Genomic DNA, 23,549 nt, shown 5'->3' with positions numbered 1-23,549 from the left:
ATATGAGAGCATTTAAGTTATTATACTATAATGAATTTAATATATACCTTGTAATTGAGCTTGCAGATTTTAGTCTTGCTTAGATCTTGTTTTATTGCAATCTTAAATGTAGATTTACTATTATAACATACATATTGATCTTTATATGCTAAACTTAATATAATATGTATATTGCAATTCACAATTACACCCAAAATTCTTGTAGTATTTTTAGAATTATGATAAAGGATTATTTTTGCAATATTATATTGCGCTTAGAACACAAAAAATTGTACAATGTGATATATAATTGTAATAGAATTGCCTTATTTGTAAGGTATTATGTTATTATAAGCATTGTATGAATTTACACGTTCACATATAAGGAGATGAAAAGTTATGAGAAAGTCTATTTTAATTGTTGAAGATGAACTAAGAATTAGGTTTTTACTTAGAGATTATTTAATAAAAGAAGATTTTAATGTTTTTGAAGCCTCAAATGGCGAAGAAGGATTATTTGTATTTAGTACACAAAAAATTGATTTAGTACTTTTAGATATTATGATGCCTGTTATGGATGGATTAACTATGTTGGAAAAATTGAGAGAAGTCTCCACCGTTCCTGTAGTTTTACTCACTGCAAAAGGTGAAGAAGAGGATAAACTTCAAGGTTATGATTACGGAGCTGATGATTATATCACAAAACCATTTAGCCCTAAAGTTTTAATTGCTAAAGTTAAGGCTCTTCTAAAAAGGACTAGGGAGGATCTAGATTCTAGCTTTCAAGATTTTAACGGTTTAACTATAAACAAACTTTCACATGAAGTAAAAATTGATGGCAAAGAAATAATATTATCGCCAAAAGAGTACGAACTTTTGATGTACTTAGTTACTAATGAAGGAATTGCTTTAAGTAGAGATAATATATTGGATAATGTTTGGGGGATTGACTACTATGGAGATATACGTACAGTTGACACTAACGTTAAAAGACTTCGTGAAAAGCTGTTAGATAAATCTAATTATATAATTACAGTTCGTGGCAGCGGCTATAAATTTGAGGTTAAATAAATGAGGCGTAGTTTATCTAAAAGGCTATTTAGCATAACATTAGGCCTTGTTCTTGCATTAATGTTCATAACTTACTTTGCACAAGCCTTTTTCTTTGAAAGTTTTTATTCTTACAAAAAAACAATTTCATTAGTTAAAGAAGTTAATAAGTTTCATGATTTATATTCACTTCATATAGACAATGATGCTGACTTGTATAAGGCCTTGCAAAAATTTGAGAATGATAATAATGCTAAAATTATCATTACATCAACAAATGGAGATATAAAATATTTTTCTAACAACATTTATAGTGATAAGGAGAGTTTTGACACCCTAACTTCTTTTGGTAAAGAATTAATAAATAATAGCGATTTGATTAACGACGTTATTACTCATTCTCAAACCAAGTATACAACTTTTACTAATGAGAGCAGCGGCTTAAGTAAGATTGGTGTAATTAGTCCTATGTCTATAACCACAAAAAATGATAGTCTTATTTTTTGCGTTGCTTCCATTCAGCCAATAAAGGAAGCCTCTGAAGTTATGAGTGAATTTTTTGTATATTTGTTTTTTGGATTGATTGTTATATCAGTAATACTTTCTTCAATTTACTCTAACCTTATATCTAAACCTCTTGTAAACTTAACCAATACAGCAAACAAAATATCTCATATGGATTTCTCTGCAAGAGTTTATGAAACTGACAGAGATGATGAAATAGGAAGCCTTGCCAAATCGCTAAATTTTTTATCTAAAAATCTACAAGCTGCTTTAGTAGATTTACAGCAAAAAAACAAGAAATTAGAAGATGATATTGAAAAAGAAAGACAATTAGAAGATATGAGAAAAGATTTTATATCTAACGTTAGTCATGAACTAAAAACCCCAATAGGAATTATAGAAGGATATGCAGAAGGCATTAAAGATGGTATCGTATCTGGCGAAGACGCTAATTTATATTTAGAAACCATAATTGATGAGTCGAAAAAAATGACTGTATTAGTCACTAATATGCTAGAACTTTCGAAACTTGAATCCGGGATTATAAAACCAAATTTTGAATCTTTTAATATTAATAGATTAATTACTAAAATATTAAAGAAGCATAAGCCAGACTTTGAAGAAAATAAGTTTAATGTAAACTTTAATTCATCAATACCTTATAGCTATGTTTACGCAGATCCATTTCAAATGGAGCAGGTTTTAACTAATCTTATAACAAATGCAATTAAATATACTCCTCCTGGCAATGACATAAACGTAAATATTGAAGAAGGTCTAGACAAGTTTAAAATATCTGTTCAAAATATGGGAGTAGTTATTCCTGAAGCTGAAATAAGCAAACTTTTTGATAAATTCTATAGAATAGATAAATCCAGAGAAAGAACTCAAAAGAATAGTACTGGCATTGGCTTATCAATAGTTAAAAATATACTACGTCTTCATAACAGTGAGTTTAATTTACAAAACATCAATAATGGTGTAGAATTTTATTTTTACTTAGAGAAAATAGTATCACCTGAAGGTGAAGAAGAGTAAGCGGATATACCTTAAATATATCCACCATCTGCTCTTATTATTTGCCCTGTTATATACGATGAATCTTCACTAGATAAAAATACAGCAATTTTACCAATCTCACTTGGAAGCCCAAATCTTCCTAGAGGAATTTCTTCCTCTAGGGATTTTTTTTCATCTCCTTCTAAAAATGAGTTCATTTTTGTATCTATTACTCCTGGAGCTATACAATTTACTCTTACATTAGACGGCGCTACTTCTTTTGCAAGTGCTTTTGTAAATGAATTCAATCCGCCTTTGGTAGCTGAATACAACACTTCACAAGAGGCTCCAACTTCTCCCCACATAGAAGAAATATTTATGACAGTTCCACTTTTTCTAGAAATCATATTATTTAGGACATGCTTTGTTAAATAAATTGCTCCTAAAAGATTTGTATTCAATATCCTGCTTATTTCTTCTTCTGTTGAATCCATAAATAAACCTATATGACTTATGCCTGCATTGTTTACTAGAATATCAATCTTCCCCATTACTTTTAAAACTTCTTCAACTATCATTTGGCATTTATCGAAAGCTGATATATCTCCTTTTACTATAACTCCATAGCCGTTTATACTCTTTATCTCTTCCAAAGTTTCCTTTGCACCTTCGTCATCAGTAGAGTAATTTATTATAACGCTTGCCCCTTCCTTTGCAAGCTCTACTGCTATAGCTCTTCCTATGCCTCTTGATGCACCTGTGATTAGTGCAACTTTACCCCTTAATTTATTCATAACAAACCTTAGTCAGATATTATATAACTGAATATCTGACAAATTCACCACCTTTTAAATTTTCATTGTATTCTACTATATAAGTTATTAACAAAATAATTTATTTTCTATAAAATTATTTAGTTTGTATTGACTGATAATTTAAGATAAAATTTTATAAATTAAAATTTTTTTATAACACATGCATTTCAAGAATTTGGTCTTAATTTTCAATTGCAGCATATATATGAATTTTTATTATTTAAAGTTTTCTTCAAAAACTCTTAGGACATTTTTATAAAATATTTTTTCTATCTCTGATTCCTTAAAATGATTTTGTTTAAGTGCCAAATATAATTTATTAAATTCTGAAGCGTTTTCTATTTCCACCTCATTGTGTATTCCATCAAAATCGCTTCCAAGGGCAAGTACATCAATTCCTCCAATGTTCCTAATATGTTTTATATGACAAATCATTTCTTCTATTGAAGATACACTTTCATTTCCTAAAAAATCAGAACAAAAGTTTATCCCCATTACTCCACCCTTTTCAGCTAATAATTTTATCATATTATCATCTAAATTTCTAGGATGCTCTGTGATCGCACGTGCATTAGAATGTGAAGCTATAAATGGTTTTTTGCAAATTCTAATCAAATCATAAAATCCAGCATCTGATAAATGAGATACATCAGGAATTATGCCTAAGGCTTCACATTCTTCAATAACTTCGACTCCTTTTCTAGTTAATCCTTTATTTCTATAAGTATAACCTGCGTTAGGATACCCTAATGAGTTTTGGTAATTCCAAGTAATTGTTATGATTCTAATTCCCATATCATATACAGTTCTTAGCTTTTGTATATCTCCTTTAATGACTTCTCCTTCTTCTATAGATAAAAAAGCCCCAATCTTACCTGATTTTTCAACATTTTTTAGCTCAGCTGTATTTCTTACAATTTCTATCTCTCCTGTATTTTTACTTATTTCTTGAGTAAAGCTATTATATAATTTTATAAATTCATCATATGGATCTTCAATTGATTCTTTCTCTATGAAAAATGCAAAAACCTGCCCTAAATTTTCGCCTCTTTTTAAATTTTCAATATTAACTTTACACTTCTTATGATTAAGATTTAACTTTTCATAAAAAATTCTACTTGCAGTATCACAATGTAAATCAATAAACTTCATATATAATCTCCTTTTAAATGTTCTTCTATGCTAAAACTGCTTTGCATAATAAAAGTATTTTTCTAAATTTTCAGGACCTCCAATTATAGTTTTATTAATGTATAAAACATCTTTACTATCAACTTCTATAGCCCACTTAATTAATGATATTTTACCATCTGTCAATTCAATACAAGTTACTGCTGATGGAAACACACAGCAGCCATCATTGAAATAAATTCCCTCATCAGCCTCAGGGAATATATCATTGTGAGTATGCCCGCAAATTATAACTTTTTTTTCCTTACGAGCTAAATGTCCAAGTATATGATCTATTTTGGTTCCTTTGTCATAATTACTTGCTGGACTGGTTGGCGGTTTAAATCCTGCAACCCCCTCCATAAATCTCCATACATGCCTTACTAGAAACCTGCTAGTTTTCCACATCTCACAATTAATAAAATCTACTTGATGCCCATGAAATGCAATTATATCCTCTTTTGATGGCATATATCTAAGTATGACGCCTTCATAAAAAGTTATATTAGAATATAAGTTTATCATCTCACGTCCAAATCCATTTCCGGCATTTGCAAAAAGTCTTTCTTGCCGTTTTATGAATTCTGGGTTAGCTTTTACTATATCATGATTTCCGTATACCAAGCACAACCTATTATCATCATAAAAGTCATTAAGCATTGAAAAAACATCTTTATAATTATAGGCGATATCTAAACAATCTTTATTTTTCCATAATTCATCTCCATCACCTAATTCTATTAAAGTATATCCATTTTCATAATAAAATCCAAGAGCAGCTTTATAAATGTTTCTGTTTTGTCTTAAAGAATCAGCATATCCACCGTCACCTCTATGAACATCACTTATAAATACTATTTTAGATTTTTCATCAAATTCAATTAATTTACCAGTTTTATATATTCTCTTAAAAAAATCATTGCTTTCTGTACATTGTTCTTTCATATAAAAAGCCCTATAACATTATATTGATTTCATTTATTATATGAATAAGAACTTTTATTTGATGACTAAAATATTTCTTAATATCCAAATTTAAAACTGCATTTATGTGGTAACTTACCGAAATCATAAATATTTTGATTCCGAAAAGCTATGAAAATATCGCTGAAGGTTCTAAGCAGCAAGTTGTATCCACTTTAGCATGCTCCCACTTTTCTACTGAAGCTCGACTCATTACATTCGCTGAGGAAGTTCGAGAACCCAAAATAAAATTTTGGACTCTCACTTCACAAGCTAAAATGGAACAACTGTTAGCGGAAACTCGACTCACGTTCGTTCACTGAGTAAGCGATTCTCACCAAATCAAAGATTTGGGTTCTCTGCTTAAGAACCTTTAACAGCTCATTTTCAAATGTTTTCTACACAAATATATTTATGATTTCTAATGAAGATATGAACTTAAAATCTTAGCCCCCTATAAGCCAGCACTTTGGGTGCAACTTTATAGCCTTAGAATTACCAATCCGAATTACCCAGAAACTGGAACAAAAGTATATTATTCATTTCACTGAGGTATACGCATAAGTATAGATTATAGTTGGCTTATCTATAAATAAAAGGTAAAGATAGCATTTTTATAAACTATCTTTACCTTAAGTATAACTTTTTCAATTCGTATGAGATCTATGAAACATTTTATGCCAAACTACATGTAGTTGTATTTTTTATAATATTTGAATTAATACTCTGCAAATATTCTCTTTATTTCAGAATAGTCTTTAGTCTTAGTAAGAGCTAGTGTAAGCAATATCCTAGATTTTGGAGGTGATAATGTATAACTAGGAATGCAATTTGAGTATTTATCTATAGTTGAATCTGTTAATATTATTCCGTTTCCTATTCTTGAAGATCTAACAACTGGAATCCCCTTTGTTTCAAGGTTCCTGATTTCTTCCAACCAATTTGAGCTGAAAGTACCACTTCCCGCACCCGCTATTACAATTCCTTCAGAGTTTTGAGCAAAATAGTTAATAATCGAAGGATCAGCGTCAATATGGAAATATGCGATAGAAACCTTAGGCAGCTCAGTTAAGCCTGTAACATCGAATTGTGAATAAATTGTATGTGGTTTTATTGACTTATTAAAAAAGAATGGTATATTGTCTCTCATGTAACCAAGACATCCAAATTCAATTGAGTTAAAAGCATTTGTTTTAAAAGTGTTGATTTTTTGAACATTTCTTCCACTATAAATTCCATCTGAAAAAACAACCATCGCTCCATGCCCTCTTGATAAATCGCTAGCAGCTAATGCTACTGACTGATATAAATTTAAAGGTCCATCTGCACTTGTTGCTGTTGACGGTCTCATTGCTCCTGTCAATACGACTGGTTTATCTGTTTTAACTGTTAAATCTAAAAAGTATGCTGTCTCTTCTAATGTATCAGTACCATGTGTTATTACAAAACCATCCACATCGTCTTGCTTTGAAAGTTCATTTATTCTATTAGCAAGAGTTAACCAATGATTCATAGTTATATCATTACTATCAACATTAGCAATCTGCTCACCATATATATTAGCTATTTTATCAAGGTTTCTGACACTACTAACTAGTACTTCTATATCTATGTTACCTGCTGTATAATTAGTAGTCTTCCCCTCTTCTCCCGTACCAGCTATAGTTCCTCCAGTAGCTAGAATTATTATATTTTTTAATTCAGAATTTTTCGGATTAATTTGTATCATTTTTATCCTCCCCAATTTCTATGTGCCATATTTTCTAAAACAATAAATCGAAAATATATGTATTTCTTTATATATTTTAACGAGTTAGTGTATAGATTTATTATTCTACTTATAATACCTAATAAATATAAATTATAGCATATTAATAAATAAATCAAGTAAAAAACCATGAAAAATATATAAAAAGAACATTGTTTCTCAATATCATTAAATATTGAAATTGAAACAATGCTCTTTATTTCTCATATAATAAATTTTAATTGTTAATTACTTTATCTAAGAACTCTTTACATCTATCGCTAGTAGGTGCAGTGAATATTTCTTCTGGAGGACCTTCTTCAACTATATATCCTTGATCCATAAATATAACTCTATCAGATACATCTCTAGCAAAATTCATTTCATGAGTTACTACAACCATTGTCATTCCTTCTTGAGCTAAATCTTTCATAACCTTAAGCACTTCACCAACCATTTCAGGATCTAGTGCGGAAGTTGGTTCATCAAATAACATTATCTTAGGATTCATTTCAAGAGCTCTGGCAATTGCAACCCTTTGTTTTTGTCCACCAGATAAAGTATCAGGATAAACATCCTTTTTATCTTTTAATCCAACTTTGTCCAATAATGAAAGAGCTTTTTCAGTTGCTTCAGCTTTGTTCATCTTCTTCAATTCTAAAGGTGCTAATAACATATTTTGAAGAACTGTTAGGTGTGGGAATAAATTAAAAGATTGAAACACCATTCCGATTTCTTCTCTTAATTTATTTATGTCCTTATTATTTACAAGCTCTTGGCCTAGTATTGTAATACTACCTGCTTGAATTTCTTCTAAACCATTAAGACATCTTAAGAAAGTACTCTTTCCTGATCCTGAAGGGCCTATAATGCAAAGAACTTCACCTTCTGTAACATTTACTGATATATCTTTAAGAACTTCTAATTGTCCATAACGTTTTTTAAGATTCTTAGCGCTTATTACCATAGCTGATTTTCCTTTCTATATAACTTGATATTAAAGTCAATACTGTTATTACTATAAAATACATACAAGCTACAATTGCATACATCTGAAGTGCCTTAAAGTTTCTTGCAATAATAATTTGTCCTGATGATGTAAGTTCTCTTATACTAATAACTGTTAATATTGATGTATCCTTCAATGTAACAATAAATTGATTTAATATAGATGGAATCATAATCTTAACAGCCTGAGGCAAAATAACCTTTCTCATAGCCTTTGAGTAATTAAGTCCCAAACTTCTTGCAGCTTCCATTTGACCATTATCTACAGCTTGTATTCCTCCTCTAAATATTTCAGCCATATAAGCTGTTGCATTTACAGTAAGAGTTATTACACCTGCAACTATAGGGTCAAATCTTATACCAAACGCTTGTCCAACACCAAAATATAAGAATAAAGCTTGAACCATAAGTGGTGTTCCACGGACAATGTAGATATATATTGTAGATATACCTTTTAAAATTTTTGAAGTACTTATGCTAAATATTCCTAAAATTATCCCGAATATAACTGCTAATATTAATGATATTACTGCAACTTCTATTGTTACTGAAAGCCCGCTTAATAAACTAGGTAGACTATCTTTTAGTAATTGAAAAATCTCCATTTTTAATTCTCCTTACTATTTTCCTATATATTGACCAACAATTTGGTCATACTTTCCATTATCTTTTAATTTCTTCAATCCTTCATTAAATTTCTTTAATAGATCTTGATTTTCACCTTTTTTAACTGCAAATCCATAATTTACAGCATCTAATTTATCTCCAACAATTTTTAATTTTGCTCCACTGTCTACTTTAATCTTGTATGCAATAACTGGGTAGTCTTCCATCAAGAAATCAGTATTTCCATTCTCAACAGCTTGGAACATTGAAGGAGAATCCTCAAAATAATTTAACTTTAATCCGTACTTAGCTTCATTATCTTCAGCAAACTTTGCTCCTGCTGTTCCCTTTTTTATTGAAGCACTTTTTCCATTTAAATCATTAACTCCATTAATTGAAGTGTTATCCTTATTTGTAACTATTGATAATCCTGATACAAAATATCCATCTGAAAAATCTAATGTTTGTTTTCTTTCATCAGTTATAGTAATAGCTGCTATTGCTCCATCCAATTGATTAGCTGTAAGCCCTGGAATTATTCCGTTAAAATCCATTGGTTTTAATTCATATTCAAAATTTTCTTCTTTTGAGATTGCATCTAAAAGTTCTACATCTATTCCTTTATATTTTCCATTATCTTCGAAAGAGAATGGTGCAAATTTTGCATCACATGCAATCACATATTTTTTATTTCCTTCACCTGATCCTGTATCACTCTTTGATGCACCGCATCCAGTCATTAGCCCTATAGACATTACTGATGCTAATAAAATACTTAATAATGATCTTTTGTTCATTTTTCCTTGCCCCTTTGCAATATTTATTTAATTTTAATTAAAAAATCTAATTTATTGCACTCTGGAAAAACTATTCCACACAATAAATCCCAAATGATTTTTCACTTCATTATGAAACTTATTATATAGTTTAATTCAAAAACTGTCAATGCATTAAGTATATGTATAAATATAACAAGACATATAATAAAATAGTTATACCTAATATATATGCGCGTTTATAGGCAATATTTACTGTTTCAAAGCAAAGATTTTATAAAAGCTATGTATTCCTAATTATGAATCAAGTGATGCATTCTCCTTCATTTTTCATATTTAATACTTATTTTATGAATTAAGTTTTTATTTCAGTTTCAAATTCAATTTTAATAGGAAAAAGCTATAAATTAGAAACATCGTTTCCTAAGTTCATAGCTTTTTATTTTAAAATAAACTCATAGCTTATTTTAATCATTAGTAGTTCATATTCTATCTACTATTTATTTAGCAATATATTGATCAACGATCTTGTCATATTGCCCATTTTCTTTTAATTTTTTCAAACCTTCATTGAATTTCTTTAATAAGTCTGCATTTTCACCTTTTTTAACTGCAAATCCATAGTCAACATTTGTTAGCTTATCTCCTGCAATTTTTAACTTTGAATCAGGATCAACCTTAATTTTATATGCAATAACAGGATAATCTTCTAATAAGAAATCGCAATTCTTATTTTCAACAGCTTGGAACATTGATGGAGAATCATCAAAATAGTTTAGCTTCAATCCATATTTTGATTCATTATCTTCAGCAAATTTTGCTCCTGCTGTACCTTTTTTAAGTGATGCATTTTTACCTTTTATATCATCTGCACCTTTTATATCAGTGTTATCTTTATTAACAACTAATGATAGCCCTGAAACAAAATATCCATCTGAGAAATCTAAAGATTGTTTTCTTTCATCTGTAATACTCATCCCTGCAATAGCACCATCTAATTGATTAGATGTAAGTCCAGGAATAATTCCATTAAAGTCCATTGGCTTTAAATCATATTCAAATTTCTCTTCCTTTGCAATTGCATCTAAAAGCTCTACATCTATCCCTTTATATTTTCCATTTTCCTCAAAAGAGAATGGTGCATATTTAGCATCACATGCAATTACATATTTCTTGTTTCCATCACCACTTTTTGCTGAATCATTTTTTGATGACCCACAACCTGCCATTATACCTACTGTCATAACTGATGCTAGTACAATTCCTACTAACGATTTTTTGTTCATTTTTTTTCCCCCTTAATTAATTTAAAAAATCTTTATTAATAATTCTTATTTTTATAATAAGTTAAAATTTTTACACATTCTTTTAAATATAGAAGTTCTTATCATACCTTTACATTCAAAAAGCAAAACTCTTCTTCTAACTGAAAGCTTACCCTAAATTTTACTTCTTATACTATAATACTTTCATTAGTATTTACTCTTGATTCCAGATGCATAAGATGCTCCGTTATAAGTTTTTCTGCCATTTTACTATCTCTCTGAATCAGCGCTCTTGCTATATTTATATGTTCTTCTTTTTCATTCACAAACTCTAAATGTTTGCTGTCTGTCATTAGTATCCGTGATAAATTTTCCATAACTCCTTCACACATTTCAATTAGAAGAGAATTGTGAGTTGCCTTTATAATGGACATATGAAACATATCGTTTAACTCATTAAACCGTGTAATCTCATTTTCCTGCGAGACTTCTGGAAATTTCTCAGCTAATTGCATTATATTTTGCAATTCCGAATCACTAGCCAGTTTAACTGCTAAACTTACAGCTACTTTTTCAAAAATAAATCTCATTTGAAAAGATTCTCTTATATTTTTCTGTGTTATAGGTTTTACTAAATAACCTTTTCTAGGTAAAGATTTAAGATATCCTTGAATTTCTAAGGCTCCTAGCGCATCTCTTACAGGTGTTTTACTCACATTGTACTTATCTGCCAGTTCTGATAATGTAAGAAAATCGCCATCCTTTATTCTTTGGTTCAAAATATCTAACTTAATTTGCTTATATATTTCTTTAGCATACGACTTTTCAGCTTGACACAGATTTATCTCTCCTTTCACTGAAATTCATTGAAATCCCACTGATATATCAGCAATAATAAATAAAAAAAAGCAACAAAACACCTATATAAAATAAATGCTCCATTGCTTTATCTATGTCTAATTATATCTTTAACACTACCATTTGTCAATATTTTATTGATATTTTTTTATATCTAACACAAAACTTATTCATATATTAAGAATTTAACAATTAATAACAAACAAATCTAAAGTCCCCTTTATGTGCGTTCTAAAAAAATACATAAAATAAAAGCTGAAAGCTATAAATATTATACTTTCAGCCTATATCTTTATATAAACAGAATTAATTATATACTAAACATTTTCTCTCTATAGATAACCCAACTATAATCTATACAGGTTTCCATAATAATATTCAAACTTGTGAAAATTCAATATCACTGTTATTTAAGAAATTGAAAAACTAAATATGTATTATCAATACGGAACCCTATAAGCAGACCAATTATAAGTTAAATCTACACTATGAAATATATCCCAACTAGAAAGTAGAAACATTTTTATGCAACAGGCATTGAAAATGAGCTGTTAAAAGTTCTTAATTGTAGTTTGTTCCATTAACGCTTGTCACAATGAAATTGGGAGCAAGCATTAGTGGTGCAACCTGCAATTTAGCACTTTCAGCGAAATTTTCATAGTCCTGTGAAATAACAATGTTTCTTCTTTCGGTGGATTATTGCATAAATTTTAAACTATGCAAATGGATTTTCAGTTTTGTAAAGCATACCTTTTGGTTGATTGAATCCAACTTCTTTAACACCTAAATATCTAAATAAGTTGTAAACAGCTTTTCCAAAGTGTCCAAATGCAACTGCTCCATGATGAGGATATCTGCCTTCTACTAATACGTGACGATAGAATCTTCCCATTTCAGGAATTGCAAATACTCCTATAGCTCCAAATGAACGAGTTGCAACTGGTAATACTTCACCTTCTGCTACATAAGCTGTAAGTTCTGCATCTGCATTACTTTGTAATCTGAAGAATGTAATATCTCCTGGTACTATGTCTCCTTCAAGTGTTCCTCTAGTTATATTTGGTTCTTGATTTGGTTCAAGGGCTCTTGCCATAATCATTTGGTTTTTCATTGTTCCACATGTTAATTTACAAGCTGCTGTATTACCACAGTGGAATGCCATAAATGTATCATTTAATGAATAGTTAAATTTACCTTTAATTTCTGATTCGTACATATCAGCTGGAACTGTATTGTTTATATCAAGTAATGTTACAACATCTTGGCTTATGCAAGTTCCGATGTATTCACTTAATGCACCATAAATATCAACTTCGCATGATACTGGGATTCCCATAGCTGTTAAACGGCTATTTACATAACATGGTACAAATCCAAATTGTGTTTGGAATGAAGGCCAGCATTTATTTGCAAATACGATGTATTCTCTTGAACCTTTATGTTCTTCCATCCAGTCTAATAATGTAATTTCATATTGAGCAAGCTTTGGTAAGATACCAGGCATTTTATTTCCTTCACCTAATTCTTTTTCCATGCTAGCTATAACATCTGGAATTCTTGGATCATCTTTATGAGCATTAAATGCAGCAAATAAATCTAGTTCTGAATTTTCTTCTATTTCAACACCTAAATTGTATAATTGCTTAATTGGTGCATTACAAGCTAAGAAATCTTGAGGTCTTGGACCAAAAGAAATTATCTTTAAGTTCTTTAATCCTAATAATGCAGTAGCAACTGGTACAAATTCAGAAATCATTCCTGCAACTTCTGGTGCTGTTCCTACTGGATATTCTGGAATGTATGCCTTAATGTTTCTTAAAGCTAAATTGTAGCTAGCATTTAACATTCCACAATATGCATCTCCACGTCCGCCTATTAAATTATCTCCGCTTTCTTCTGAAGCAGCTGCAAACATAACTGGTCCATCAAATTCTTTAGCTAGTAAAGTTTCTGAAGTTTCAGGACCAAAGTTTCCTAAATATACAACTAATGCGTTTACTCCAGCTTCTTTAACTTCAGCTAAAGCTTTTCTCATATCTTTTTCATTTTCAACAGTTGTTTGACATTCAAAAATTTCTCCATTAAAAGCTTCTACTACTGCTTTTCTTCTATTTGCTGATAATTCCATTGGGAAACAATCTCTGCTTACTGCAACAATTCCTAATTTTACTTGTGGTATATTATTCATTGTCTAATTCCTCCATTTTACTCTGATCTTTTCATTTCATTTAATTATTTAATTTATAATGTCTTTCTTATTTCTTATAGTTTATTCTTATAGCTTATTCTTATAGTTTATTTAATAATTTTTATGCTTATTAAGTCTTCTTATAGTTTATTTAAATTTATTATTATCAAGTAAATATCAGCTATATTTCTTTGCTGATTTATATAATAAGCAAACATATTTAAATCATAGAGTCCATATGTCTGCTTAGATTCAAAACAAAATTATGGATTTTAATTTCTATTTATAATCTATTTTATTGAGATATTTTCTCCAACTAACCCTATAAATGCTCCTTGTTCACCTAAATCTGTATCCTTGTGACCAATTAGCCATTTATTTCTAGCAAATAATAATGCATCTTCTCCACTTTTTTCAACCTTGTTTTCTAAAGGTAAATTTGTATCCCTTGGTAGAACTACAACGCATCTAAAACCTTCTTCATTTACATTACAAGGTGCATAATGAAGAGTAGTTGCATATACTTCAATTGCAGTTCCAGCTGGAACTTTGAAAGCTTCAATTTTAGATGTATCATATGAGTAATCGTCTTCAATATCTTGTTGACTTCCTATAAGTAATATAAGATCAGTTGCTGCGATATTAATCTCAGATGAACGATGATATTCTACTGCATTTAACATATAGTTGTTACCATTACAGTATCCTATTTGTATTGGTAATTCTCCATATTCTCTATCTTGTAACTCTTTAGCTATAGCTAATTCTTCAAGTTCCTTAATTGATGGTTCATATATTACATCTTCTGGTAGTGGTGTACTTTTCATTTTTTCGATTATTTCTGTACAATCATAGTTTTTTAGTACTTGTCCATACTTTTTAAACTCTTTATCATTAACATTTTTAATAATCATATTAATCTCCCTTTCTTAAATATACATTTATTAAAAATCTATAAATATATTTCTAACCAATAATTTATTATTGTAGTTACATAATTTCACACTAATCTTTTCACACATCTTTATACATATCTTTTAATAATTTTAACTTTTATAATAATGAATAAATTGGCTTTAATATATTTATAGATTAATTAATTTACACACTTTTAATCCAAATCTTTTTATATCTGTTTCGCTATATTTATTAATATTTTAAGGTTAAATCTATTTTTCCAAAGTTTTACTATAATCGCTAAATTTTCTCTACTATAATCGTAGATTTAATTACTGTAACTTCTATTTCTTTGCTACACTAATAGCCTTTTCAACAACATTTTCAACAGTGAATCCAAATTTCTCGAATAGGATTTCAGCTTTACCTGATGCTCCAAAAGTATCTAAAGATATAACATCTCCATCAAGACCTACATATTTGTGCCATCCAAAGCTTGTTAATGCTTCTACTGCAACTCTAGCACGAACTTTATTTGGCATAACTGATTCTTTATAAGCTTCATCTTGAGCATCAAATAATTCAAATGATGGCATACTTATAACTCTTGCATCTATTCCTTTAGATTCTAACTCAGCTGCTGCTTTATAGATTAATTCTACTTCTGAACCTGATGCCATTAAAAGTACATCTGGAGTTTCTTTCTTAGAATCTTTTAGTATATATCCACCCTTTAATGCTCTCTTAGGACATCCATCATATAGTGGTAACTTTTGTCTTGTTAACACTAACGATGTTGGAGTAGTTCCATTAGTCACAGCATAGTACCAAGCTGCTGCAGTTTCTTTTGAGTCTGCAGGTCTAAATACTGTCATGTTTGGCATACTTCTAAGAGCTGCTAATTGTTCTATTGGTTCATGAGTTGGACCATCTTCCCCTACTCCAATACTATCATGTGTTAATACATAAGCTACTGGAAGATTCATAAGAGCTGATAATCTCATAGCACCCTTCATGTAATCACTGAATACAAAGAATGTTGCACAGAATACTTTAAGTCCTCCATGAGCATACATTCCGTTAGCGATAGCTGCCATAGCATGTTCTCTAACTCCAAAGTGAAGGTTTGATCCAATTCTATCTTCTGCTGAGAAATCTCCTCTATCGTTCATATGAGTTTTGTTAGATGGAGCTAAATCTGCTGATCCTCCAATAAAGTTTGGAATTAGTTTAGCCAATCTATTTATCATTATTCCTGAAGATTCTCTTGTAGCCATTTCTTTATCAAAGCTCCAAAGTTCTTCGTTGTTTAATAAAGCTTCTTTATCAAGTTCTCCACTCATCCATTTAGTATATTCTGCTGCAAGTTCTGGATAAGCTTTTGCATATGCTTTGAATAACTCATTCCAAGCTTCTTCAGTCTTTTCACCTTTTGCTATGTGTTCATTCATATTTGTGTACACTTCGTCTGGTACGTAGAATGCAGGCTCAGTCTTCCATCCTAAGTTTTCCTTCATAGCAGTTACATTGTCTGCTCCTAAAGGTTCACCATGTGCTGAAGCTTTTCCTTGTTTTGCTGGACATCCAAAACCAATTTGGTTTTTAACTATTATAATAGATGGCTTTGCTGTTTCTGCTTTAGCTGCTTCTATTGCTTTTTCTATAGTATCTATATCATTTCCATCTGCTACTTTTAGTACTTGCCATCCATAAGCTTCGTATCTCTTAGCTACATCTTCTCTAAATGCTATGTCTGTATTTCCTTCAATTGAAATATTATTTGAATCATATAATACAACTAATTTTCCAAGACCTAAAGTTCCAGCAAGAGATGACGCTTCTCCTGAGATACCTTCCATAAGGCATCCATCTCCAACTATAGCATATGTATAGTGATCAACTACGCTATAATCTGGTTTATTGAATTTTTCTGCAAGATGTGCTTCTGCTATAGCAAAACCTACTGCATTACAAATCCCTTGTCCAAGTGGTCCTGTTGTTATTTCAACACCTTTTGTATGGCCATACTCTGGATGTCCTGGTGTTAAACTTCCGAATTGTCTAAAGTTTTTAATATCTTCAACTGTAAGTCCATATCCAAATAAATGTAGCAATGAATATTCAAGCATTGAACCATGTCCTGCTGATAATACAAATCTATCTCTGTTATCCCATTCAGGGTTCTTTCCATTATGATTCATCTTTGTCCATAATGTATAAGCCATTGTAGCCGATCCAAGCGGTAAACCTGGATGTCCTGATTTTGATTTTTCAATAGCATCTGCTGATAATACTCTTATTGCATTAATAGATAATTTATCTAATTCTCTACTCATCTTTATCCTCATTTCCTAGACATATTTTTTATAATTTCTTAGTTGTGCTAATTAAGTCCCATGCTGCGCTTCGCATTCATTTCAAACCTGAAATAATCTTAGCTATCCTTAATTCACTTTTCAAAAGGCACCTATTTTACTACACCTTTTTAAATTGTTTTATGTTTTCATTTATAAATTCTTATATTGTTAAATTCTTAAATTCCTATATTCTTTTATTCTTAACTTCTTATATTCTTGTATTCTTATATTCTTAAGAATATATATTTTTATCTCTGTCATTTGGAACATGAATGAATCATAAATGATAGTCATACTTTTGCGAAAGCATTGTATCAAAATATTTATCCATAAACATTTATGCTTTCCTAATTTCAGAATCTATCCATCATAGCTCCAAATTACTCTTGTATTTTTAAAATGTATCCCATAGATATTAATCTTTATATTATTACTATACTTTGAAAAATATCTATGCTAGAAGTAAGGAACATGTTTTGTGAAGTGTTTCATTAGAAATTTTGACGGTTGTGCTTCTTGATTATAAGTTGTTCCAAAATGCTTGTTCAAAAAGTGAGAGTCCAAATTTTATATTTGGGTTCTCGAACTTTCTCTGTGAGCACTTGTTTTTGAGACTAGCATTTTGGGTACAACTTATAATCTTAGAAGCACCCGTTAAAATTTCTTAGAAACCGGAACAAAAGCTTGTTCCTTACTTCGGCAATTTATTTTCCAAATGCTGCTGCCCAATCTGCTTTGAATCTTTCTAATCCTTGATCTGTTAATGGGTGTTTTAACATTTGCATTACTAAGCTATAAGGTACTGTTGATATATCTGCACCTGCTTTTGCTGCTTCTATTACATGAATTGGATTTCTTACGCTTGCTGCAATTATTTCTGTTTCTATTCCATGAACTGCAAATATTTCTGCCATATCTCTAACTAAATCCATACCTATCATTGAGATGTCATCTACTCTTCCAAGGAATGGGCTTACATATGTTGCTCCTGCATTTGCTGCAAGTAAAGCTTGTGTTGCTGAGAATATTAATGTTACATTTGTTTTAATTCCTTCACTAGCTAATACTTTAGTTGCCTTTAATCCTTCAGCTGTCATTGGAATCTTTACTATCATATTCTTATGAATTGCTGCAATTTCTCTTCCTTCTTTTATCATTCCTTCAGCATCTTCACTTACAACTTCTCCACTTATTGGTCCATCAACTATTTCTGTTATTTCTTTAATAACTTCATTAAAGTCTCTTCCTTCTTTTGCTATTAATGATGGATTTGTTGTTACACCACATATTACTCCCATTTCATTTGCTTCTTTAATGTGTTCCACATTTGCTGTGTCTAAGAAAAATCTCATTTTATTAACATCTCCTCTTTGTTTAATTGAAAATCATTTAATATATAAGGTTATCTCAAATAAGAAATCTTAATTTCTTATTTAAGACTTACCTTTATGTAAATATTTATTTAGTAACACATAAGAAATTTGCTCTTAATTCGGAGTTCCAATCAAAAATCAAAAACATAAATCTAATATGAAATAAATAGATATTTAGTTTTATATAAAAGGCTTGTCTTAATCTGGAGTTCCAATCAAAGATTAAGACTCCCCTTAATATAGCTATGCTCACATAACTTTAAAAATATATTTTTAAAATTTATTTAATAAGTTTTTTAAATAATAGAGTAGCCTTCACCACTCCATTATTTAATTTCTAAGAATTCTTCTATAGGCATCATAGCAGCTCCTAGTAGATAAGATTCTTTAAAGCTTGCAATACTTATACTGCAATTATTTTCATTTGTAAATAAATTATCTTTATAAACATCTTTTTTTAGCATATCTATCTTATCATTAAGTAAGTTATTTATATCTCCACCTATTACTATGCTGCTAGGATCAAATATCATAACCAAATTCGATAAGCCTAAAGATAATGTTTTTAAATAATCATTTAATACATCATGAGCATCTTTATCATTTTGATTATATCTTTCTTCAAATTCATCAATGTCACTAATATTTGAACTATTAGCTTCGTTATAATCATCAATCAGAGAATTCATAGACGCATATGCTTCTAAGCAGCCTCTAGCTCCACACTTACACTTTTTCCCATCAATTGCTATCTTAGTATGACCTAATTCACCTGATGAGTTATTGTCACCTCTGTAAATTTTTCCATTTATTATTATACCGAGGCCTAACCCCTCTGTTATTGATACGTATAATAGATTTCTTAGTATATCTCTTTTATTTAAAAACTCGTAGTAAGCAGATAAATTTGCTTCATTATCTACATATACTGGAATGTCTAAGTATTCGAACTTTTCCTTTAAATTGAAATCTTTAGCTCCTAACAAATATGAATACTTTATTATGCCTTCTTTAAAATCTACAGTTCCAGGTAATGAAATCCCTATTCCTAATAAATTTGCTGAACATAAATTATATTTCTTCATTAACAAATCTATATTTTCATTAAGTAAATTTACTATGTTCTCTATTCCATCATTATTATGTCTAACTCGCATACTTTCAATAACGTTTTTCTTTATATTTACTAATGATATCTTTATATGATTCGGTGTTAGTGCCACTCCAATTGAATATCTACAGTTTTCATTCAACTTAATAGCAATTGCTTTTCTTCCTCCTGTAGATTCCAAAGACCTTACATCTTCTACAATACCTTCGCTTTTCAATTCTGTAATATTTGTAGAAACTGTTGTTATACTTATATCTAATAATCTAGATATATCTAATTTGGTGATCTCATTTTTCTTTAATAATAATGCTATTATCTTTTTTCTGTTAGTTTCTTTTATTTTACTGTGATTTACTTCTATCAAACTTTAAAATACTCCTCTCGACTATTATCAGTAATAGTAGCTTTTTCTTAAATAATATCACTATTATTATTTTTGTTAAAGTATTTAAAAAACTATATAATTTTTTTGCTAAAATTCGATACTACTACACACCCTTAATTAATTCTATAATTAATTAACTAAGATGATGGATTTCTATCTTTAATATAATTTAAATATCTTTTATTCTTGGATAAGCTGAATTATATGTTTCATATACTTTTGAGTATACTTCTCTTAATTCTTCATTTGGAGAAACTTTCTTGTTTCCTTTTACTATTCTATCACAAGCATCTTCTACAGAATCATAGATTCCTGCTCCAACCCCTGCTAATATTGCAACCCCAAGTGCACCACCTTCAGATGCTTTAACTGTAGTTAATGAATATTGGAAAATATCAGCTAATATTTGTCTCCATACAGCACTTTCTGCTCCACCGCCACTTACTCTTATCTCATCAATGTTTACATTCATGTCTTCGATTAAATCAAGGCAGTTTTTCAAACTAAAGCTAACACCTTCTAATATACTACGTACAAAATCATCATGGTTATTTATTAGTGATACTCCTAAAAATGCACCTTTTACATTAGGGTCTATATGAGGTGTTCTTTCTCCCATAAGATATGGTAAGTAAACAATACCATTAGAACCAGGTTTTGATTTTGCTGCTTTTTCAGTTAATAAATCATAGATATCTCTTCCTAATTTTTCGCTTTCTTCAACTTCTTTAGCGCAGAATGTTCTTTTAAACCAGTTCAATGATAAACCAGCTCCTTGAGTAACACCCATTATATGCCACTTACCTGGTACTGCATGACACAAAGTATGAACTCTTCCTTCTTTATCAAATCTAGGTGTATCAGTTGCTGCAAATACTACTCCTGAAGTACCTATTGTTGTTGATATTATTCCTTCTCTTACTATTCCATTTCCTATTGCTCCTGCTGCTTGGTCTCCAGCACCACCAACAACTGGTGTATCTACTGCTAAGTTTGTTAATTTTGCAACTTCCTCTGTAACCTTTCCACTAACAACTACTGATTCATAAACATCTGCTAATATGTTTTTATCTATATTTAACTCATTAAGTAATTCTTCGCTCCAATTTCTAGTATTTATATCTAACATTTGCATACCACTAGCATCTGAAACTTCTGTTGCAAAAACATTAGTCAATTTAAGTCTAATATAATCTTTTGGAAGAAGTATTTTGTAAATTTTATTATAGTTTTCTGGTTCATTATTTCTAACCCACAATAATTTTGAAAGAGTAAATCCAGTTAATGCAGGATTACCAGTGATCTTAATTAGTCTTTCTTTTCCGATTACTTCTGTCATGTAATCACATTCTTTTTCTGTTCTTTGATCACACCAGATTATAGAATTTCTAATTACATTAAGATCTTTATCTACCATAACAAGCCCATGCATTTGGCCACTTAATCCAATACCTTTAATATCAGAAGCTTGTACACCACTTTTTTCAATAACATCTTTTATTCCTTTTACACATGCCTGCCACCAATCTTCTGGATCTTGTTCTGCCCATCCTACTTGTGGTTGGAATAAATCATATCCATAAGTTGCAGTTTTTATTGTAGTTCCATTTTCATCAAAAAGAGCTGTCTTTGTTCCTGATGTTCCAATATCCAATCCTAATAAATATCTCATTAATAAACCTCCTAAGTTATATATCTTTTCTAAATTAACATAATTACAAACTTTTTACTCGATTTTTTAAATAACTTTTTAAATGTATTTTAATAAGTTTATTATACTTCCCTTTTTCTTTGCGGTCAATAGTTTTTTGAATACATTTTCATTTTTTATTTTACTAGTTATTTTTTGTATTTAGGAAGTTGCACTTATTAGAAAATATCTACCCAAATAGAGTCCTAAATAAAAAGAAACTTCTTGCAACAATAATACTAAAAAATATTACAAGAAGTCCTTTTAACTATAAATTTACAAGTTAGAAGTTATTTCAAATGTATCTACTTAGAGCTTGCCTTTGGGTACAACTTCTAATCTTAGAATCATCCATAAAATCCCACACAAGTCGGAATAAAAGCATGCTTCTTATTTTGGTGAGATGAATAAATCTAGATTACATATTATTTATTTATGATCCTCAAATATATATTGATTAACTATAGATTCTAACAACTCTTGTCTTCCAGATTTATTTATTATAGGGTTGTTGTTTAACGCATATGCTTCTAATTCTTTAAAACCAACTTTTCCTTCAACAATTTCTTTACCGATTCCCTGTGTAAAGCTTGAATATTTTTCTTTTATAAAGTCTTCTAAATCACCATTTTCTAAAAGTTTATAAGCTACTCTCAATCCTTTAGCAAATGTATCCATTCCAGCTATATAAGCCAGGAATAAATCTTCTTTTTCAAATGATGCTCTTCTAACTTTAGAATCAAAGTTAACACCACCTGGTGCAAGTCCTCCATTTTTAAGGATTTCATACATAGCTAATGTAGCATCATATATATTTGTTGGGAACTGATCTGTATCCCATCCAAGTAACGGATCTCCTTGGTTAGCATCTATGCTTCCTAAGAAATTATTGATTCTTGCAAAATGAAGTTCATGTTGGAATGTGTGTTGTGCCAAAGTAGCATGATTTGCTTCGATGTTAACTTTAAAATACTTATCTAGGTTATAATTTTTAAGGAATCCTAAAACTGTTGCTGTATCAAAATCATATTGGTGCTTTGTTGGTTCCTTTGGCTTTGGCTCTATTAAAAATTGTCCTGTAAATCCTATTTCTTTTGCATAATCAACAGCCATTTGAAGTAATCTAGCAAAGTTGTCTAATTCTAAGCCCATATCTGTGTTTAATAGAGTTTCATATCCTTCACGTCCACCCCAAAAAACATAGTTTTCTCCATTTAATTCTTTTGTTATTTCAATTGCTTTTTTAATTTGTGCTGCTGCATAAGCAAATACATCCGCATTGCAGCTAGTACCTGCACCATGAACATACCTTGGATTAGTAAAACAGTTTGCTGTTCCCCATAAAAGTTTCTTATTATACTTTTTCATTAAACTTTTACACAACTCAACTATCTCATCTAAATTTTTATTAGTTTCTTGTAATGTTTTTCCTTCTGGTGCTATATCTCTATCATGGAAGCAAAAATATTCTATGTTTAGCTTATCCATTAATTCAAATGCTGCTTCCATTCTTGCTTTAGCCAAATCCATTTCATTTGTTTCGCTATCCCATGGACGAATCATAGTCCCTACACCAAATGGATCTGCTCCAGTAGCTGTTAATGTGTGCCAATAAGATAAAGCAAATCTTAGATGTTCTTTCATTGCTTTATCCCCAATAATTTCGTCTGGATTATAATATTTAAATGAATATGGATTTTTAGAATTTGCCCCCTCGTAATTTATTTTTGAAACATTTTCAAAGTATTCTCTCATATGATACCCTCCTCATTTTTTCTATATTGAATATAAATTATTCCTAGTAAATA

18 protein-coding genes are annotated in these 23,549 nt (G+C 29.9%); 2 read left to right on the top strand and 16 right to left on the bottom strand.

Translation table 11 applies throughout. The features are described 5' to 3' along the window. Window positions 1–378: 378 nt before the first annotated feature. The gene (locus tag PZA12_RS12435; RefSeq protein ID WP_012058614.1) at window positions 379–1,050 is read left to right on the top strand and encodes a response regulator transcription factor; all 672 of its coding nucleotides are present in this window, start codon (window positions 379–381) and stop codon (window positions 1,048–1,050) included. Continuing rightward, complete coding sequence (locus PZA12_RS12430) at window positions 1,051–2,571, top strand: HAMP domain-containing sensor histidine kinase (protein WP_077843757.1); 1,521 nt, start codon at window positions 1,051–1,053, stop codon at window positions 2,569–2,571. It begins immediately after the preceding gene. An 11-nt stretch (window positions 2,572–2,582) separates the two neighbouring features. Here the strand turns inward: PZA12_RS12430 and ymfI are convergent, their stop codons facing one another. From ymfI to xylA, 16 genes are all read right to left on the bottom strand, one after another. Beyond that, window positions 2,583–3,326, bottom strand: coding sequence for an elongation factor P 5-aminopentanone reductase (gene ymfI / locus PZA12_RS12425; protein ID WP_077839474.1), 744 nt, complete (start codon window positions 3,324–3,326; stop codon window positions 2,583–2,585). A gap of 237 nt (window positions 3,327–3,563) precedes the next feature. Then, window positions 3,564–4,499 (bottom strand): dipeptidase, encoded by a 936-nt coding sequence (locus PZA12_RS12420; RefSeq protein ID WP_077843758.1) that lies wholly within the window; start codon window positions 4,497–4,499, stop codon window positions 3,564–3,566. Window positions 4,500–4,529: 30 nt separating this feature from the next. Beyond that, the gene (locus tag PZA12_RS12415) at window positions 4,530–5,462 is read right to left on the bottom strand and encodes a metallophosphoesterase (RefSeq protein WP_077843759.1); all 933 of its coding nucleotides are present in this window, start codon (window positions 5,460–5,462) and stop codon (window positions 4,530–4,532) included. Window positions 5,463–6,198: 736 nt separating this feature from the next. Continuing rightward, window positions 6,199–7,209, bottom strand: a complete 1,011-nt coding sequence (locus PZA12_RS12410; protein ID WP_077840899.1) for an asparaginase — start codon at window positions 7,207–7,209, stop codon at window positions 6,199–6,201. 256 nt (window positions 7,210–7,465) lie between these two features. After that, window positions 7,466–8,194: an amino acid ABC transporter ATP-binding protein gene (locus tag PZA12_RS12405; RefSeq protein ID WP_012058608.1), complete on the bottom strand. Its 729-nt coding sequence runs from the start codon at window positions 8,192–8,194 to the stop codon at window positions 7,466–7,468. Beyond that, window positions 8,178–8,840 (bottom strand): amino acid ABC transporter permease, encoded by a 663-nt coding sequence (locus tag PZA12_RS12400; protein ID WP_017213116.1) that lies wholly within the window; start codon window positions 8,838–8,840, stop codon window positions 8,178–8,180. The genes PZA12_RS12405 and PZA12_RS12400 overlap by 17 nt, the downstream gene beginning before the upstream one ends. 15 nt (window positions 8,841–8,855) lie before the next feature. After that, on the bottom strand, window positions 8,856–9,638 hold the full coding sequence (locus PZA12_RS12395) for a transporter substrate-binding domain-containing protein (RefSeq protein ID WP_103698757.1): 783 nt from the start codon (window positions 9,636–9,638) through the stop codon (window positions 8,856–8,858). Window positions 9,639–10,117: 479 nt separating this feature from the next. Next, window positions 10,118–10,903, bottom strand: a complete 786-nt coding sequence (locus PZA12_RS12390; RefSeq protein WP_103698756.1) for a transporter substrate-binding domain-containing protein — start codon at window positions 10,901–10,903, stop codon at window positions 10,118–10,120. A 167-nt stretch (window positions 10,904–11,070) separates the two neighbouring features. Next, window positions 11,071–11,739, bottom strand: a complete 669-nt coding sequence (locus PZA12_RS12385; protein ID WP_077843762.1) for a GntR family transcriptional regulator — start codon at window positions 11,737–11,739, stop codon at window positions 11,071–11,073. A gap of 716 nt (window positions 11,740–12,455) precedes the next feature. Then, window positions 12,456–13,928 (bottom strand): L-fucose/L-arabinose isomerase family protein, encoded by a 1,473-nt coding sequence (locus PZA12_RS12380; RefSeq protein WP_026886141.1) that lies wholly within the window; start codon window positions 13,926–13,928, stop codon window positions 12,456–12,458. 290 nt (window positions 13,929–14,218) lie between these two features. Further along, window positions 14,219–14,842, bottom strand: a complete 624-nt coding sequence (locus PZA12_RS12375) for a DUF4867 family protein (protein WP_065418842.1) — start codon at window positions 14,840–14,842, stop codon at window positions 14,219–14,221. Between the two features lie 327 nt (window positions 14,843–15,169). Further along, window positions 15,170–17,161, bottom strand: coding sequence for a transketolase (gene tkt, locus PZA12_RS12370; protein ID WP_338481385.1), 1,992 nt, complete (start codon window positions 17,159–17,161; stop codon window positions 15,170–15,172). A 725-nt stretch (window positions 17,162–17,886) separates the two neighbouring features. Then, complete coding sequence (fsa, locus tag PZA12_RS12365; protein WP_206491015.1) at window positions 17,887–18,534, bottom strand: fructose-6-phosphate aldolase; 648 nt, start codon at window positions 18,532–18,534, stop codon at window positions 17,887–17,889. 347 nt (window positions 18,535–18,881) lie between these two features. Further along, window positions 18,882–20,030, bottom strand: a complete 1,149-nt coding sequence (locus PZA12_RS12360) for an ROK family transcriptional regulator (RefSeq protein WP_103699079.1) — start codon at window positions 20,028–20,030, stop codon at window positions 18,882–18,884. Window positions 20,031–20,220: 190 nt separating this feature from the next. Then, window positions 20,221–21,723 (bottom strand): xylulokinase, encoded by a 1,503-nt coding sequence (xylB, locus tag PZA12_RS12355; RefSeq protein WP_103699080.1) that lies wholly within the window; start codon window positions 21,721–21,723, stop codon window positions 20,221–20,223. Window positions 21,724–22,170: 447 nt separating this feature from the next. Beyond that, window positions 22,171–23,496 (bottom strand): xylose isomerase, encoded by a 1,326-nt coding sequence (gene xylA, locus PZA12_RS12350; protein WP_103699081.1) that lies wholly within the window; start codon window positions 23,494–23,496, stop codon window positions 22,171–22,173. Window positions 23,497–23,549 lie beyond the last annotated feature (53 nt).

The sequence above is a fragment of the Clostridium beijerinckii genome, assembly GCF_036699995.1.
Taxonomy (GTDB): Bacteria; Bacillota; Clostridia; order Clostridiales; family Clostridiaceae; genus Clostridium; species Clostridium helianthi.
The sequence above is the reverse complement of the archived record's forward strand: the minus strand, read 5'-3'. Positions and strand labels throughout refer to the sequence as shown.